This is a genomic window from Rhodococcus sp. NPDC076796 (assembly GCF_040702765.1).
Taxonomy (GTDB): Bacteria; Actinomycetota; Actinomycetes; order Mycobacteriales; family Mycobacteriaceae; genus Rhodococcoides.
On sequence record NZ_JBFBMS010000012.1, the window covers coordinates 64,956 to 77,578 of the forward strand.

At 62.5% G+C, this 12,623-nt stretch carries 16 protein-coding genes and 1 pseudogene; 8 read left to right on the forward strand and 9 right to left on the reverse strand.

The annotated features are described in order from the left end of the window. Positions 1 to 28 precede the first annotated feature (28 nt). Positions 29 to 532 (forward strand): DUF1648 domain-containing protein, encoded by a 504-nt coding sequence (locus AB0366_RS24160; RefSeq protein ID WP_366246246.1) that lies wholly within the window; start codon positions 29 to 31, stop codon positions 530 to 532. Between the two features lie 61 nt (positions 533 to 593). Here AB0366_RS24160 and AB0366_RS24165 read toward each other — a convergent pair whose 3' ends face one another. Then, the gene (locus AB0366_RS24165; RefSeq protein ID WP_366246248.1) at positions 594 to 1,841 is read right to left on the reverse strand and encodes a TetR family transcriptional regulator C-terminal domain-containing protein; all 1,248 of its coding nucleotides are present in this window, start codon (positions 1,839 to 1,841) and stop codon (positions 594 to 596) included. A gap of 173 nt (positions 1,842 to 2,014) precedes the next feature. Here AB0366_RS24165 and AB0366_RS24170 point away from each other — a divergent pair, with 173 nt between their 5' ends. Beyond that, the gene (locus tag AB0366_RS24170) at positions 2,015 to 2,275 is read left to right on the forward strand and encodes a LuxR C-terminal-related transcriptional regulator (RefSeq protein WP_366246250.1); all 261 of its coding nucleotides are present in this window, start codon (positions 2,015 to 2,017) and stop codon (positions 2,273 to 2,275) included. 48 nt (positions 2,276 to 2,323) lie between these two features. Here AB0366_RS24170 and AB0366_RS24175 read toward each other — a convergent pair. After that, positions 2,324 to 2,455, reverse strand: a pseudogene (locus AB0366_RS24175) (DedA family protein); the annotation flags it as partial. A 29-nt stretch (positions 2,456 to 2,484) separates the two neighbouring features. On the opposite strand from AB0366_RS24175, the gene AB0366_RS24180 reads away from it, so the two are divergent. Next, the gene (locus AB0366_RS24180) at positions 2,485 to 3,507 is read left to right on the forward strand and encodes a superoxide dismutase (RefSeq protein ID WP_366246251.1); all 1,023 of its coding nucleotides are present in this window, start codon (positions 2,485 to 2,487) and stop codon (positions 3,505 to 3,507) included. Here the strand turns inward: AB0366_RS24180 and AB0366_RS24185 are convergent. Then, complete coding sequence (locus AB0366_RS24185) at positions 3,488 to 4,054, reverse strand: SRPBCC domain-containing protein (protein ID WP_366246252.1); 567 nt, start codon at positions 4,052 to 4,054, stop codon at positions 3,488 to 3,490. The genes AB0366_RS24180 and AB0366_RS24185 overlap by 20 nt on opposite strands. Then, positions 4,054 to 4,386 (reverse strand): metalloregulator ArsR/SmtB family transcription factor, encoded by a 333-nt coding sequence (locus AB0366_RS24190; protein WP_237668955.1) that lies wholly within the window; start codon positions 4,384 to 4,386, stop codon positions 4,054 to 4,056. Before AB0366_RS24190 ends, AB0366_RS24185 begins: the two co-directional genes overlap by 1 nt. 122 nt (positions 4,387 to 4,508) lie before the next feature. Here AB0366_RS24190 and AB0366_RS24195 point away from each other — a divergent pair, with 122 nt between their 5' ends. The 3 genes from AB0366_RS24195 (at position 4,509) to AB0366_RS24205 (ending at position 6,241) form a co-directional block, all read left to right on the forward strand. Further along, positions 4,509 to 5,198 (forward strand): DUF998 domain-containing protein, encoded by a 690-nt coding sequence (locus AB0366_RS24195; protein ID WP_366246254.1) that lies wholly within the window; start codon positions 4,509 to 4,511, stop codon positions 5,196 to 5,198. 64 nt (positions 5,199 to 5,262) lie between these two features. Continuing rightward, positions 5,263 to 5,832, forward strand: coding sequence for a DUF3558 domain-containing protein (locus tag AB0366_RS24200; RefSeq protein WP_366246255.1), 570 nt, complete (start codon positions 5,263 to 5,265; stop codon positions 5,830 to 5,832). Positions 5,833 to 5,896: 64 nt separating this feature from the next. Further along, positions 5,897 to 6,241, forward strand: coding sequence for a hypothetical protein (locus AB0366_RS24205; RefSeq protein WP_366246256.1), 345 nt, complete (start codon positions 5,897 to 5,899; stop codon positions 6,239 to 6,241). A gap of 60 nt (positions 6,242 to 6,301) precedes the next feature. Here the strand turns inward: AB0366_RS24205 and AB0366_RS24210 are convergent, their stop codons facing one another. Further along, entirely contained in the window at positions 6,302 to 7,675 is a 1,374-nt protein-coding gene (locus AB0366_RS24210) for a dicarboxylate/amino acid:cation symporter (protein ID WP_366246257.1), read from the reverse strand. A 316-nt stretch (positions 7,676 to 7,991) separates the two neighbouring features. Between AB0366_RS24210 and AB0366_RS24215 the strand changes: the two genes are divergently transcribed. Both AB0366_RS24215 and AB0366_RS24220 read left to right on the forward strand, forming a co-directional pair. Continuing rightward, complete coding sequence (locus AB0366_RS24215) at positions 7,992 to 8,669, forward strand: ElyC/SanA/YdcF family protein (RefSeq protein WP_366246258.1); 678 nt, start codon at positions 7,992 to 7,994, stop codon at positions 8,667 to 8,669. Continuing rightward, a complete protein-coding gene (locus AB0366_RS24220; protein ID WP_366246259.1) occupies positions 8,666 to 9,367 on the forward strand; it encodes an aminoglycoside 3'-phosphotransferase in 702 nt (233 codons plus the stop codon). Before AB0366_RS24215 ends, AB0366_RS24220 begins: the two co-directional genes overlap by 4 nt. A 14-nt stretch (positions 9,368 to 9,381) precedes the next feature. Here the strand turns inward: AB0366_RS24220 and ehuA are convergent, their stop codons facing one another. From ehuA to ehuB, 4 genes are read right to left on the reverse strand one after another with little or no spacing between them, the layout of a single operon-like run. After that, entirely contained in the window at positions 9,382 to 10,143 is a 762-nt protein-coding gene (gene ehuA, locus AB0366_RS24225) for an ectoine/hydroxyectoine ABC transporter ATP-binding protein EhuA (RefSeq protein WP_366246297.1), read from the reverse strand. A 19-nt stretch (positions 10,144 to 10,162) separates the two neighbouring features. Beyond that, entirely contained in the window at positions 10,163 to 10,807 is a 645-nt protein-coding gene (gene ehuD, locus AB0366_RS24230) for an ectoine/hydroxyectoine ABC transporter permease subunit EhuD (RefSeq protein WP_366246261.1), read from the reverse strand. Then, complete coding sequence (gene ehuC / locus AB0366_RS24235) at positions 10,804 to 11,535, reverse strand: ectoine/hydroxyectoine ABC transporter permease subunit EhuC (RefSeq protein ID WP_314144293.1); 732 nt, start codon at positions 11,533 to 11,535, stop codon at positions 10,804 to 10,806. The genes ehuD and ehuC overlap by 4 nt, the downstream gene beginning before the upstream one ends. 23 nt (positions 11,536 to 11,558) lie before the next feature. Next, on the reverse strand, positions 11,559 to 12,449 hold the full coding sequence (ehuB, locus tag AB0366_RS24240; RefSeq protein ID WP_366246264.1) for an ectoine/hydroxyectoine ABC transporter substrate-binding protein EhuB: 891 nt from the start codon (positions 12,447 to 12,449) through the stop codon (positions 11,559 to 11,561). Between the last annotated feature and the right edge of the window lie 174 nt (positions 12,450 to 12,623).

Consider the following 12,623-nt stretch of genomic DNA (forward strand, 5'->3'; position numbering starts at 1 on the left):
GATGCCTCCGGCGCTAAAGTGGACGTCGATGAAGCTTTCGCGTGCGGCCCTACTGCTGTCAACTCTGGTGTTCATATGCGCTCTGATCTGGGTCGCCGTCACTGCGGGGGATCAAGTGCCCGCGCACTTCGACGGGTCCGGTCAGGTCGATCGCATGGACTCGAAGCTGTCCTTCCTGCTCACGATGGGAGGCATCGGATTCGCGGTGATCGCGTTGTTCGCGAGCATCGGTTGGTGGTTCCCCAAGGTTCCGGCATCCATGGTGAATCTGCCGAGTCGGACGATGCACGAGTACTGGACTGCCGCCGAGAACCGCCCCGAGCTGAACCGAAAGATGGCCGAGGACCTCGAGTGGATGGGCGCGGCAACGGCACTGCTGTTCGCCTGGATCGCCGGCGTTGCGGGTGCGACGACGGGCGACTCCGTCAGCGTCTGGGTGCTCGCGGTACCGACGGCGCTGTACCTGCTGGCCATCCTTGGATACGTGGTGTTCGTCGTCAAAGGTGGCCGGTACCGGGTGCCGAAGCACTGACTCAGGGGAGTGGTTGCAGCATCGCCAGTTTCGGGTTCGATGACACGCAGCCGGTCGATGCTCAGTGCGTACTGAGTCCGTCGAGGAGAAGTTCAGCGACGAACGTCGCGTTGTCCTGCGGGCTGTTCTGTCGTCGGGTGAAGCACCGCATCAGTAGAGTGTTGGTGATGCCTGCAGCGAGATCGACTGGGCTCGAGCCCTTTCGGAAGATACCGGTGTCCTGCCCTCGTGCGATGACCGGTGCGATGATCGACGGCAGGTTCAGTTTCTCCTTGATCGAGATCAGTCCCTCCGGCTCGCCGTAGGTGTCGTGTGCGACTGCGACGAGGAGCGCGTCCATGAATTCGAGTTCGTCGGCCGCGAGTTGCGCGCACCGCAGCATGTGGTTTTGCAGAATCGTGAGATCGTAGAGGCCCAGCAACTGGTCGTCGGCCACCGACTCGCGAAGACGATCGACTCGGCTCTGCAGTGCTGCAACGATGACGGACGGCTTGGTCGGAAACAGTATCTTGCATGCCGCCCTCGGCACTCCTGCGATATCGGCGACGTCGTCCATACGTGTCATGAAGTAGCCACGCTTTCCGAACTCGTCGCGCGCCGCGGTGACGATCGCAGCACGCGGATCGCGGGGCAGCGGCCGTTCCTCGACCGGCACACCGACATCTCCCACGACGTCATCGAGGTGCTGATGATGTCCCGACGTGTCGACGACGGCCCCGAGGAAGGCGAGCACCGCGTCGGACATCACATCGGCCGACACGGACGCGGCGTCCACCTGACTGCGGATGCGAAAGCCGTCGACGACGGCATTGACCGTCACTGCGAACGATCGGGCCGTGAAGGGGCGGCGAAAAGCTCCACCTTCGGGAGCGAACAGCGCCTCGAATGCGTCCAGTACGGCGTCGTCTCGAACGCGGTAGCTACCGGCGAGTGCCGCGGAAGCAGGTCCGCGGAAAACGTGGTCGAGAAGAGTTGCGGTGGTGCTCTTCTGGTCGACGATTGCCGGAAAGTAATGCGCCACGAGCGTCGACACCCCTGCGCGAATCGATCCGCCACTGTTCGCCATCTGTGTGCGAACTGTTCCGTGAACGTCGGTGGGTAGTGGTGTTCGGGACAGATGCTCGACGACCGTGGTGAGGAAGTCGGATTTGGTATTGAACTTGCGGAAGAACGTCGCTGTCGACGAGTCGGCCTCGTGGACGACGTCCTCGATTCGTAGTCCGCGTTCGAGAATCCTCTGCGGATGCGCGATCAACAATGTGACACCCGCCTCGACGAAGTGGGCGGCGGTCGCGTCGAGCTCGGTCATAGAGGCGGACTTTACCGAGGTGGGCTCGAGCACGTCGGCGCAGGTGACAGCGTTCACTCTCAGGTGAGAGCGACCTGGGTCATTCCTCGGAGTGACCCAGCGGAGTGAGTGCGGTGTCATTGGCCGTGTTCGCGCCACCGGGACAGCGGTGGTGCCAGAAATCGAGGATCTCCATGACTGTGCTCGACATCCGCGTCGGCGACGCACCCGACCCACGGCTCAGCGCTCGTGAAATCGAAGTACTCACCGCCTGGCTCATCTCTGATTCCAAAGCGGAGGTATCGCGCTCGCTCTATCTCTCGATGGGAACCGTCAACACACATCTGACGCGCATCAGAGCCAAATACACGGCAGTGGGGCGAACGGCACCGACCAAAGCGACGTTGCTGGTGCGCGCACTGCAGGATGGGTTCATCGACATCGACGAGCTGTGAGCAGTCAGCGCGACGACGATGCCGACCGGCCCTGGCGAGTGAATCAGCGACACCGATCCAGTACAGGACTAGTGCGCCGATCACCGACCCTGCCGTCGTCCAGAACAACGCACTCAGCAGCGTCATGCCGCCCTGCGATGCGGTGAACCCGGCGAGGGGCAGGATGATTTCGCTGGGAAGAGAATTGGACATATGGAACACTCGAACGTGTGAACCGAGTCTCCCGGATAGTTCCAGCTGTTGCCGCCACCACACTCCTGCTCAGCGCCTGCGGGTCCTCGGAACCGACACAGACGCCTACGGACGACACCACTGCGGCATCCACATCTGCGTCGTCCACGGCCTCGAACTCGAGCGCCGCGACCGTATACAACTTGCCGGGTAGCGGCGTGTTCCCCGAGGGCATCACTGCCGCCGACGACACGTTCTACGTGACCTCGACGTCCGACGGCGCAGTGTTCCGCGGGACTGTCGGATCCCCGGATGTGTCGGTGTTTCTCCCCGGCGGCGCGGACGGACGCACCGGTGCCGCCGGAATCGACGTGACCGACGAGGACGATAGCGCCGACTACTTGGTGATCGCCGGTGGAGCGACGGGCAAGGTGTGGGTGTACGACGCCGACTCCGGCGACCTGGTTGCCACATTCGGCAACGGCCTCGGCACTGATGCCACGTTCCTCAACGACGTTGCCATCGCCGACAACGGCGATGCCTACGTCACCGACTCACGGAACCCGGCGCTGTACCGGATCCCGTTCGAGCAGATGACGGCGGGCGCGCGGGACGGACAACTGGAGACGTTCGTGAACTTCGACGGCACCCCCTTCGTCTACGGGGAGGGATTCAACGCCAACGGAATCGTCGAGAACGACGACGAATCGGCGTTGATCGTCGTGCAATCGAGCACCGGCAACCTGTACCGCATCGACAAGAGCTCGAAAGAGGTCACACAGGTCGACCTCGGCGGTGCCACGGTCACCAACGGTGACGGGCTCGAAATGGACGACGACACACTGTATGTCGTACGTAACCGCGACGGTCTCATCGCGACAATCGACCTCGACGACGACGGCAGAACTGGCGCGGTCACCGGAGAGATCACCGACCCATCGTTCGCCTACCCGACAACCGTTGCAGCCATGGACGATCGGCTGTTCGTAGTGAACAGTCAGTTCGACAAGCGTGGGGGAGAGCCCGTCGAGCCTTTCACTGTCAGCTCGGTTCCGGAGTAGAGCGGCTTAGCCGCACGTGCACGAAAGCTCGTAGTGGAGGTCGAGTTTCCGCGCACCACGACCAGTCGGCGAGGATGGCGTCGATCTGACCGATTGCCTCCGTCATGCCCTCGACCATGCCCATTGAATCGAGCAGCTCGAGCTGCTCGATCGAATCGAACCGGCTTCGAATTGTCATGCGTGTCAACGCATCCGCTCGTTCGAGAGTCACGGCCGTGTGAATGATGGGCATCTCCGAGGATGGATTGCCGCTCTCGTCGGTGAATCCGTCGTCGAAGCTCAGCGACGACGGTACAGAGATGTCGGTGAAGAGCCAGTAGTAAGTGATTTTTTCACCATCAGGTCCGGTCATGTAGTAGGTGGCGCGCCCTCCCGGAACGAAGTTGTGGCTCTCGAAGGTCGCGGGCCATGTCGGCGGGCCCCACCAACGCTCGAGTTGTCGAGGGTCCTCCCAGATCTGCCAGACCTGCTCGACCGACGCGGCGAATTCAGCGACGAGGGTGAGGGCGAGTTGCTCGGTGTCCTGGTGAGAGCTGACGAATGGCATCAGGTGGTACCTTTCCGGTCGTTGGTGAAGAGATCGTCGATCCGTTCGACGCGTTGTCGCCAGATCTCCTCGTAGGTATCTAGCAAGGCGCGAGCGTGTGCGATGGTGTCCAACCGCACTCGCACGATCTGCTCCCTGCCACGCTTGTGTTTGGTGATCACGTCAGCGCGTTCGAGAACCGCGACGTGCTTCTGCACAGCGGCAAAACTCATGGCGTAGTGAGCCGCCAACTCCGATACCGACTGTTCGCCGACAGTGACCTTCGCGACGATGTCGCGCCGCGTCTTGTCGGCGAAGGCCTGGAACAGGCGATCGACCTCAGCGTCACTCATCTCATCTACAACCATTTGGTTGTAGGTTATGCCTGGCTGTCCTTCAGGTCAAGGGGTGCACCGGACCTTCAGGCAACATGGAGTGTGGGCGGCGATCGACGCCATCCGAGAGGGGAGACGTTGTGCCGATTCGACCGGCCATGATCGGCGCACTGACGATCGTGCTGGGCGCACTCGTGGTGCTGGTTCTCGATCTGCACACCGCATGGCAGACGCCCTCCCATCTGCGCCGAACGATCAGCGAATACGGACTTGGCGCGCAGCAGTGGGTGTTCTCGATCGGCGTCGTTCTGCTCGCTTTCGGTTCGGCTCTCACGCTCGCTGTCGCACTCCGGCACCGACTCACCCGGCCCGCATCCGCCGCGTCGATCGGCCTCGTGTTGTGGACCATGGGACTCGTCGCCGTCGTCGCTGTGCCGAAGCAGGATTGGTCGAACGACGCCGCGCTCAGCATCGGCGGCACGATCCACCGACTGGGAGCAGCGGTGGCGTTCGTCAGCATCCCCGTTGCGGTGTTCGCGTTCTCTCGCCCGTGGCTTCGTGACACCGTCTGGGCGGTGCGCGCCCGCGTGACCATGGGACTCGGCGCGCTGTCCGTTGTGACGTTGATGCCGATCGTGTACGCGCTGGCCGTCGGAGCTACCGGATCACGCCCTTGGTATCGCGTCGTCACACTCGGCTACGTGGAGCGGGTGCTCGTCGTCGCCGAGGTGATCGCGCTCATCTCACTGGCCATGTGGGTGTGGGCGGCGGAGCGCCGGAGCCTCGCTTCCGAGGACGTGCAGGAGATCAGAACCTCACAGACTGTCTAGGGAACCGATTGCGCTCGCGGCGCGTCCAATCGTTCAGTGACGTCTGTGTCGAGAGGTTGAACGAATGCGGCTAGTGGGTGGGCGCCGATTTGCGGTGGTCTGGGCTTCGGCACTGCTGCTGACCGGTTGTGCGGGCTCGACGCAGGGAACACCCGCCGCCAGTGGAGACTCCTCGACGACGACGACGACGGTGGCGGCCGGCCCGGAGCCATTCGATCCGTGCACCATTCCCAAATCTGCAGTGACGGCCAGCGGGTTGGACGTGAGTACGGAGAGACCGGACTTCGCAGGAATCACGACGTATCCCGGTTGGAAGAACTGTGCGTGGGATGGGCCGTCCGACAACCCGTGGTACTTCCTCCTCGTCCAGTCATCGATAAATTCGCTCGATCAGTACCTGAGCAGTCCGCAGAACGTTGGGCAGGTTCCAGTCCAAGTAGGCCTCCGCGCGGCCGTGCAGCACAACGTCTCTGGGGACGGTATGCCACTGGAGGGTTGCAGTATCGCGCTCGACGCAAGCGGCAATCTGATCATCTTCATCCTCCACAAAATTGGTTCGAAGGACTTGCTTGGCGACCCCTGCACCGAAGTCGCCAAGCATGCCGAGGACCTTCAGTCGTACTTGCCGGAATGAAGGACACCCCACAGTGACTGATACGACATCGGGTCTGGCCGACAACCTCGTGTATTGGCGATCGTTGCGCGACCAGGCCAATGCCGGCGCACTTCACGTCGAAGCAGATGTGGCGGTGGCCTGCGATAAGGCGTGTTCGGACTATCTCGAGGAACTGGACAAGATGTTCGAGATGACTGTCGGGCTGTCGTCTCCCGAATCATTCGGCGACTTGCCGTCAGCTCAGATGCTCGGGGCGAAGTTTCATCGTCTTGCTGTTGGCGAAGAAGGCTCCGCGCGCTTTGCGATCAAGCAGCAGATCGAGATCATCAAGACGATGCGGGAGTTCTTTCAGCATTATTTCGCCAGTGTCGAGGCGGCGGACACCGACACTGCGGCCACTGTGGAAGCACTGTCGCCACCGCGATAGACGACGATTCCCGACGACCCAATTGCTCGGTCGTCGGGAATCGCAGATCGAATTGCTCTGTCAGCGAGCGAGTTCCACTTCGGCTTCCTCGTCGACGAAGGGGTCACCGTTTCGCGGAGCGTTGTAGCGCTCGAGGTCGAGGATTCCTTCGCGCTTGGCGACGATGGTCGGCACCAATGCCTGACCGGTCACGTTGACTGCGGTGCGGCCCATGTCGACGATCGGCTCCACCGCGAGCAGCAGACCGACACCGGCGAGTGGCAATCCGAGTGTCGACAGCGTGAGTGTGAGCATCACCGTCGCACCTGTTGTTCCAGCCGTTGCCGCGGAACCGATCACGGACACCACGATGATCAGCAGGTAATCGGTGATGGTCAGATCGATGCCGTAGAACTGAGCGACGAAGAGCGCCGCGATCGCGGGATAGATTGCCGCGCAACCGTCCATCTTGGTCGTCGCCCCGAGAGGTACCGCGAACGACGCGTACTCGCGCGGAACTCCGAGGTTGCGTTCGGTGACGCGCTCGGTGAGTGGCAGGGTTCCGATCGACGAGCGAGATACGAAGCCCAGCTGGGTGGCAGGCCACACTCCCGAGTAGAAGTTGCGCACCGAAAGCCCATGGGCGCGAACGATCACCGGGTACACCACGAAGAACACCACGGCCAGACCGACGTAGATCGATACGGTGAACACGCCGAGCGAACCGATCGCGTCCCAGCCGTAGGTCGCCACCGCGTTGCCGATGAGTGCGGCGGTGCCGATCGGTGCCAGCCGAATGATCCACCACAGCACCTTCTGTACGATGGCCAACAACGACGCGTTGAACGCGAGGAACGGCTCGGCCTTCTTACCCACCTTGAGTGCAGCGATACCGATGGCAGCGGCAATGACCAGCAACTGCAAGATGTTGAAGCTCAGCGATGTGGTTGCCGTGCCGCTCTCGGCGACCGTGGTTTTCGCGCCGAGTGCGAGGAAGTTGTTCGGTACAAGTCCGGTGAGGAACGACCACCACGACCCGACACTCGACGGATCGCCGGCCGAGTCCGCTCCCGCGCTGGTACGCGAGCCGGGCTGCGCGACCAACCCGATCACGATGCCGATGATGACGGCGATGAATGCCGTGATGGCGAACCACCACAGCGTCTGGATCGCCAGACGGGCAGCATTGGTGACCTCGCGCAGGTTGGCGATGGAACTGACGATCGCCGTGAACACCAGCGGGATCACCGCGACGGTGAGCAGTTTGACGTAGCTCGAACCGATGGTCGACAGGGTGCCGACCAACCAGTTGTCGTTCCCGTCGGCGGCGTCGGGCATCGAGCGGGCGATGAGTCCGAGGACGACACCGAGGACGAGTCCGGCAACGATCTGTGGACCGAATGCGGTTGCCCAGGTAGGGACACGGCGCGTTCGGGTAGCGCTGGGCGCAGACATGGATATGCCTTTCGAAAAGGAGAGGTGTCGACAGGGATGGACGACAGAAGTGCTCGTCGGCCGATGGGCCGATCGGAGGGGACGCGGTCTAGAGGACCGTCAACAGGTAGCGCTGGCTTGCAGACGCAAGTCGACATACCGTCGAGAGGTCAGCAGCGGATTCACTGATCGAACGGTACTCCGCCTCCGAACTGTGCAACCGAGCAGGGCGGCTCTGAGGGTTCACTGTGGAATCGGTATGGGTGCGCCTCGGCGATGCTCGGACGCCGTATTCGTGGGTTAGCTTGAGGTTTCTTCCCGCCGACGAAACGAGATCATGAGTACCGAATCGAAGCCCCGAGGACTGGCCGGACGACTCGTTCGTGCCTTCTGTGCGTTGGTCGCCGCCCTGGTTGCCGTCGTTCTGGCATCGGCCGGTTGGGTGGCGTACGCGACGGCGGGGAAGGTCTACGACGTCGACGATGCGCCGGACGCCCCAGTGGCCATCGTTCTCGGTGCACAGGTGCGCGACGGCAAGCCGATGCGGTTTCTCTCCGGACGTCTCGACACTGCGATTGCCTTGATGGCGGCGGGAAAGATCAAGGCAATTCTGGTCTCCGGTGACGCAGACGGCAACTCCGGCAACGAAATTCAAGCTATGACCGACTATCTGGTCGAGCATGGAATCGACCCCAGCGTGATCATCGGCGACGATCACGGCATCGACACCTACGACACCTGCGCACGGGCGAAGGAGACCTTCGGGGTCGAACGCGGACTGATCATCAGCCAACCCCTCCATGTGTCGCGTGCCGTGGCGTTGTGTGAGGACATGGATTTGGACGTCGACGGAGTCACGGCGGAGTGCATCGACTGCAATACCCTTGCGGTGGTGCGTAACTACGCGCGAGAGTTGCTGGCGCGCCCCAAGGCGGTACTGGATCTGTGGTCGGGTCGCGATCCCGTGGTGGTGTCGCCACCCGTCGATTCTCTCGCGAATGTCACGAACCGATGAGTGTGCCCGACGGCGACGTCCCGATCCCGCCCGTGGTGCGGGAGTTGGCGGGGTCGGAAAAAATCGAGCCGGTGTGGTCGAATGAGCTGGGCGGGTTGACGTTTCGTCTCGGACGGGAGCGGTACATCAAATGGACGCCGGCCGAAACCTCGATAGATCTGAAGGAGGAGGCACGACGCCTGAAGTGGGTGATTCGGTACAGCCCGGTGCCGAAGGTTCTCGAGAGCGGTTCTGACCGTTCGGGTTCCTGGATGATCACCGAGGCCTTGCCGTGGGAGAGCGCGGTAGCAGATCGCTGGTTCGCAGATCCGGCACGCGCGGTCCGTGCGGCGGCGACCGGTCTTCGGGCCTTTCACGATGCAGTCCCCGTCGAGCAATGCCCGTTCGACTGGTCGGTGCGTACCCGAGTCGGCGATCGCGACCTGCCGGTCGATCCTCCGTCGATCGACAGGCTCGTGGTCTGCCACGGCGACGCCTGCATGCCCAACACTCTGATCGCCGACGACGGATCCTGGGCAGCGCACGTCGACATGGGCACGATGGGCGTCGCCGACCGCTGGGCGGACTTGGCACCGGCCATCTGGAGTATCGAGTACAACTTCGGGCGCAACTACCGTGAGGCATTCTTGGACGCGTACGGCGTCGAACTCGACCGCGAGCGACTCGACTACTACCTGTGGTTGTGGGAATCGACCTGATTCGGCGATGACTCCTACTGTGAAAGAACAGCTTTCAGGAACCGCTGCGTCCGCTCCTGCTGTGGGTTGCTGAAGATGTCCTCCGGCGGGCCCTCTTCGAGGATCTTGCCCTCGTCGAAGACGAGAACACGGTCGGCCACGTCGCGAGCGAATCCCATTTCGTGGGTCACGATGAGCATCGTGATGTCGGTGGTCTCGGCGATGGTGCGCAGCACGTCCAGTACGTCGGCGACGAGCTCGGGATCGAGCGCCGATGTCACCTCGTCGAGGAGCAGGATGTCCGGATCCATGGCCAACGCCCGGGCGATCGCCACGCGCTGCTGCTGTCCGCCGGACAGCTTGGTCGGATGCGCATTCTCCTTGTCCGCCAACCCCACCGTCTGCAGCAGCTCGCGCGCACGCTCGGTGGCCTCGGCCTTGCTCTGGCCGAGTACGTGAACCGGGGCCTCGGTGATGTTCTGCAACACCGTCATGTTGGGAAACAGATTGAATTGCTGGAACACCATGCCGATGCGCGTCCGCACCTTGCGCAGGTGCTTCTCCGACGCGACGACGAGCTTGTCGCCCTTGCGCTGATGCGTCAGCGGCTCGTCCTCGATCCAGATGACGCCGTCGTTGACCTTCTCGATGGTCATCAGCAGACGCAGAATCGTCGTCTTTCCCGACCCGCTGGGCCCGATCAGCGCGACGCGCTCGCCGCGTCGAACCTGGAAATCGAGATGGTCGAGCACGACGTGATCGCCGAACTGCTTGACCACCTTGTCGAACTTGATCATCGGCAGGGTGCCCGAATCGTCAGTAGGCAAGGGACTTCTCCAGTCTTCTGATGAGGATCGATGTCGGGTAGCTCGCCAACAGGAAGATGACGCCGGCCAACGTGATCGGCTCGAGGTATTGGAACGTGCTCGCCCCGTATTGCTGCGCCGCTGTGACCATCTCGACGACGGTGATCGCGAACAGGAACGGCGTGTCCTTGAACATCGAAATCGCGTAGTTGCCCAGCGCAGGCGTCGTGCTGCGCACGGCTTGCGGCAGGACCACCGCACGCCACGTTCGGCTGCTCGGGAGCGACAGCGCGCGAGCTGCTTCCCACTGTCCCGGCGGGACGGCGTCGATTCCGGCTCGGTACACCTCGGCCATGTACGTCGAGTAGTGAATGCCGAGGACGGTGATACCGATCTGCAACGCAGAGAACTGTGGCAGCAGGTAGTACGCGAACAGCAACTGCACGATCAGCGGTGTCAGACGGATGAACTCGGTGACCATACGCAGTGGAACGGTGACGAACTTCGGCCCCGAATGACGCACGACGGCGATCACCAGACCGAGGGCCGCAGCGAGGACGAATCCGAGCACGGTGGCCAGCAGAGTGATTTTGAAGCCTTCGAGCAGGAATGGCAGGGCGTCCCAGGCGCGTTCCCAACTCCAGTCGACGCTCATCGACCCACCCCCACGTTCTGATCGACGCGTTCGGGCTTGAGACGCAGCACTTCACGCATCGACGGCCCGGATCCCAAGCGCCCCTTGGCCCGCACCTCGAGCAGGTTCATCAGCAGCGTGAGGATGTACGCGATGACGAAGTAGATGACCAGTCCGACACCGAAGGCGAACAGCGTGTCGCCGGTCGTGCGTCGCAGCTGGGTGATCTGGTATGTGAGGTCCTGCAGCAGAACGAAACTGGCGAGTGCACTGCCTTTGAGTAGCTGAATCAGCAGGTTCGTCAGCGGCGGAATCATCTGTACCCACGCCTGCGGGAACACGACGCGGTGCAGTCGTTGCCAGGGGGTGAAGTTCAGTGCCAACGCGGCTTCCCACTGCGGCTTCGCGACAGCGGCAATGGATCCGCGCACGACCTCGGCACCGTAGGCGCCGTAGTTGAGACCGAGCGCGAGGATTCCACAGAACATGGCTTCGAGTTGAAAACCCAACAGCGGCAACACATAGAACAGCCAGAACAGCTGAACCAGCAACGATGTGCCACGGAAGAATTCGACGACGAAGCGAGCGGGTGCGCGCACGTACATGTGCCGGTTTCCCGCTGCCAGGCCCAGAAGTAGTGCCAGAGCGAAGGCGAGAGCGGCTCCGCCGAGGGTCAGATAGACGGTCGTGAGGATGCCTTCCTGGATTCGCGGCCACGAATCCAGGAAGGTCTCGATGTTCTCGTTCACGGGCGATCAGCCTGCAGCAGCGATCAGCCCTCGCAGAGCATGGCGGTGGTCAAGCTCGGATCCGGTAGCTCTTCGGCGGTGAAGCCGAAGTCCCCGACGATGTCGAGGTACGCGTCGGTGTTCGAGGTGATCTTCGCGAGCTCCTCGTTGTACGCGTCCAGCAGCTCCTGATCGTCGGTGCGGAACACGGTGGCACCGGCCCCCACCTGCGGCTCACCGTCGATCTCGGCGACGAAGGACTCGGTGACGTCCACCGGTGCGTCGGGATTGTTGGTCTTCATCCAGTTCAGCGAGATGGCCGTCAGGGCGAAGACGTCGGCACGGCCGGAGGTGACGGCGTCCATGCCGTCCTGCGGTGCGGCGACCTGCTGGCTCGAAATGCCCAGTGCCTCGGCGTAATCGGACTCGATAGCGCCGGTCATCGTGGCCAACTGCAGGCCACTGTCTGCCACGGACTGCATGTCGGTCAAACCTGCCGGGTTACCTGTCGGAACCATCAGTGCGGTGGTGTAGTTGAACTCGGGGTCGCCGAAGGCGGCCTGCTCGCAACGCTGCGGAAGGATCGACATTCCGGCGCTGACGACGTCGAATCGATTGGCCTGCAGGCCAGGGATCAGTGCGCCGAAGTCGGCATTGACACCCTCGACGGTGTCGATGCCGAGATTGCCGAAGATCTCGCGGTGCAAAGCGATTGTTGCGCCGGTCAATTCGCCGTTCTCCTCGAAGCTGTACGGCGCTTCACCGGCAACTCCGACGGTGATGGTGCCGGCGTCGCGCAGTGACTGCAGGCGATCGGCACCGTCGTCGGTGTTGGTGGAGGTACATCCTGCGAGGCTGCCTGCAACGAGTGCGGCACCGGCGAGGGTGGTGATGATCTTCTTCGTCGAGCCTGTGTTCAGCACAGTGTGTGCCATGCGTGGGGCCTTCCGGTTCTTGACTGCTCGAAAACCGGACCTGCGCCGATGTGCCGGGAGCGATACGCGCAACACTTCGGCCGGACCGGTTGCAGTCTTGTGTACTGCGTGGGGATTGCTTTGTCCGAACTTGAACGTAGCACGGTGATTTGCCGAATTCGGTGTGAATGACCA

Bases quoted from the DNA above. Each gene is read 5' to 3' on its own strand.
- AB0366_RS24160 (WP_366246246.1), top strand. From the start codon at position 29: ATGAAGCTTTCGCGTGCGGCCCTACTGCTGTCAACTCTGGTGTTCATA.
- AB0366_RS24165 (WP_366246248.1), bottom strand. From the start codon at position 1,841: ATGACCGAGCTCGACGCGACCGCCGCCCACTTCGTCGAGGCGGGTGTC.
- AB0366_RS24170 (WP_366246250.1), top strand. From the start codon at position 2,015: ATGACTGTGCTCGACATCCGCGTCGGCGACGCACCCGACCCACGGCTC.
- AB0366_RS24185 (WP_366246252.1), bottom strand. From the start codon at position 4,054: ATGCCATTCGTCAGCTCTCACCAGGACACCGAGCAACTCGCCCTCACC.
- AB0366_RS24190 (WP_237668955.1), bottom strand. From the start codon at position 4,386: ATGAGTGACGCTGAGGTCGATCGCCTGTTCCAGGCCTTCGCCGACAAG.
- AB0366_RS24200 (WP_366246255.1), top strand. From the start codon at position 5,263: ATGCGGCTAGTGGGTGGGCGCCGATTTGCGGTGGTCTGGGCTTCGGCA.
- AB0366_RS24210 (WP_366246257.1), bottom strand. From the start codon at position 7,675: ATGTCTGCGCCCAGCGCTACCCGAACGCGCCGTGTCCCTACCTGGGCA.
- AB0366_RS24215 (WP_366246258.1), top strand. From the start codon at position 7,992: ATGAGTACCGAATCGAAGCCCCGAGGACTGGCCGGACGACTCGTTCGT.
- AB0366_RS24220 (WP_366246259.1), top strand. From the start codon at position 8,666: ATGAGTGTGCCCGACGGCGACGTCCCGATCCCGCCCGTGGTGCGGGAG.
- ehuA (WP_366246297.1), bottom strand. From the start codon at position 10,143: ATGATCAAGTTCGACAAGGTGGTCAAGCAGTTCGGCGATCACGTCGTG.
- ehuD (WP_366246261.1), bottom strand. From the start codon at position 10,807: ATGAGCGTCGACTGGAGTTGGGAACGCGCCTGGGACGCCCTGCCATTC.
- ehuB (WP_366246264.1), bottom strand. From the start codon at position 12,449: ATGGCACACACTGTGCTGAACACAGGCTCGACGAAGAAGATCATCACC.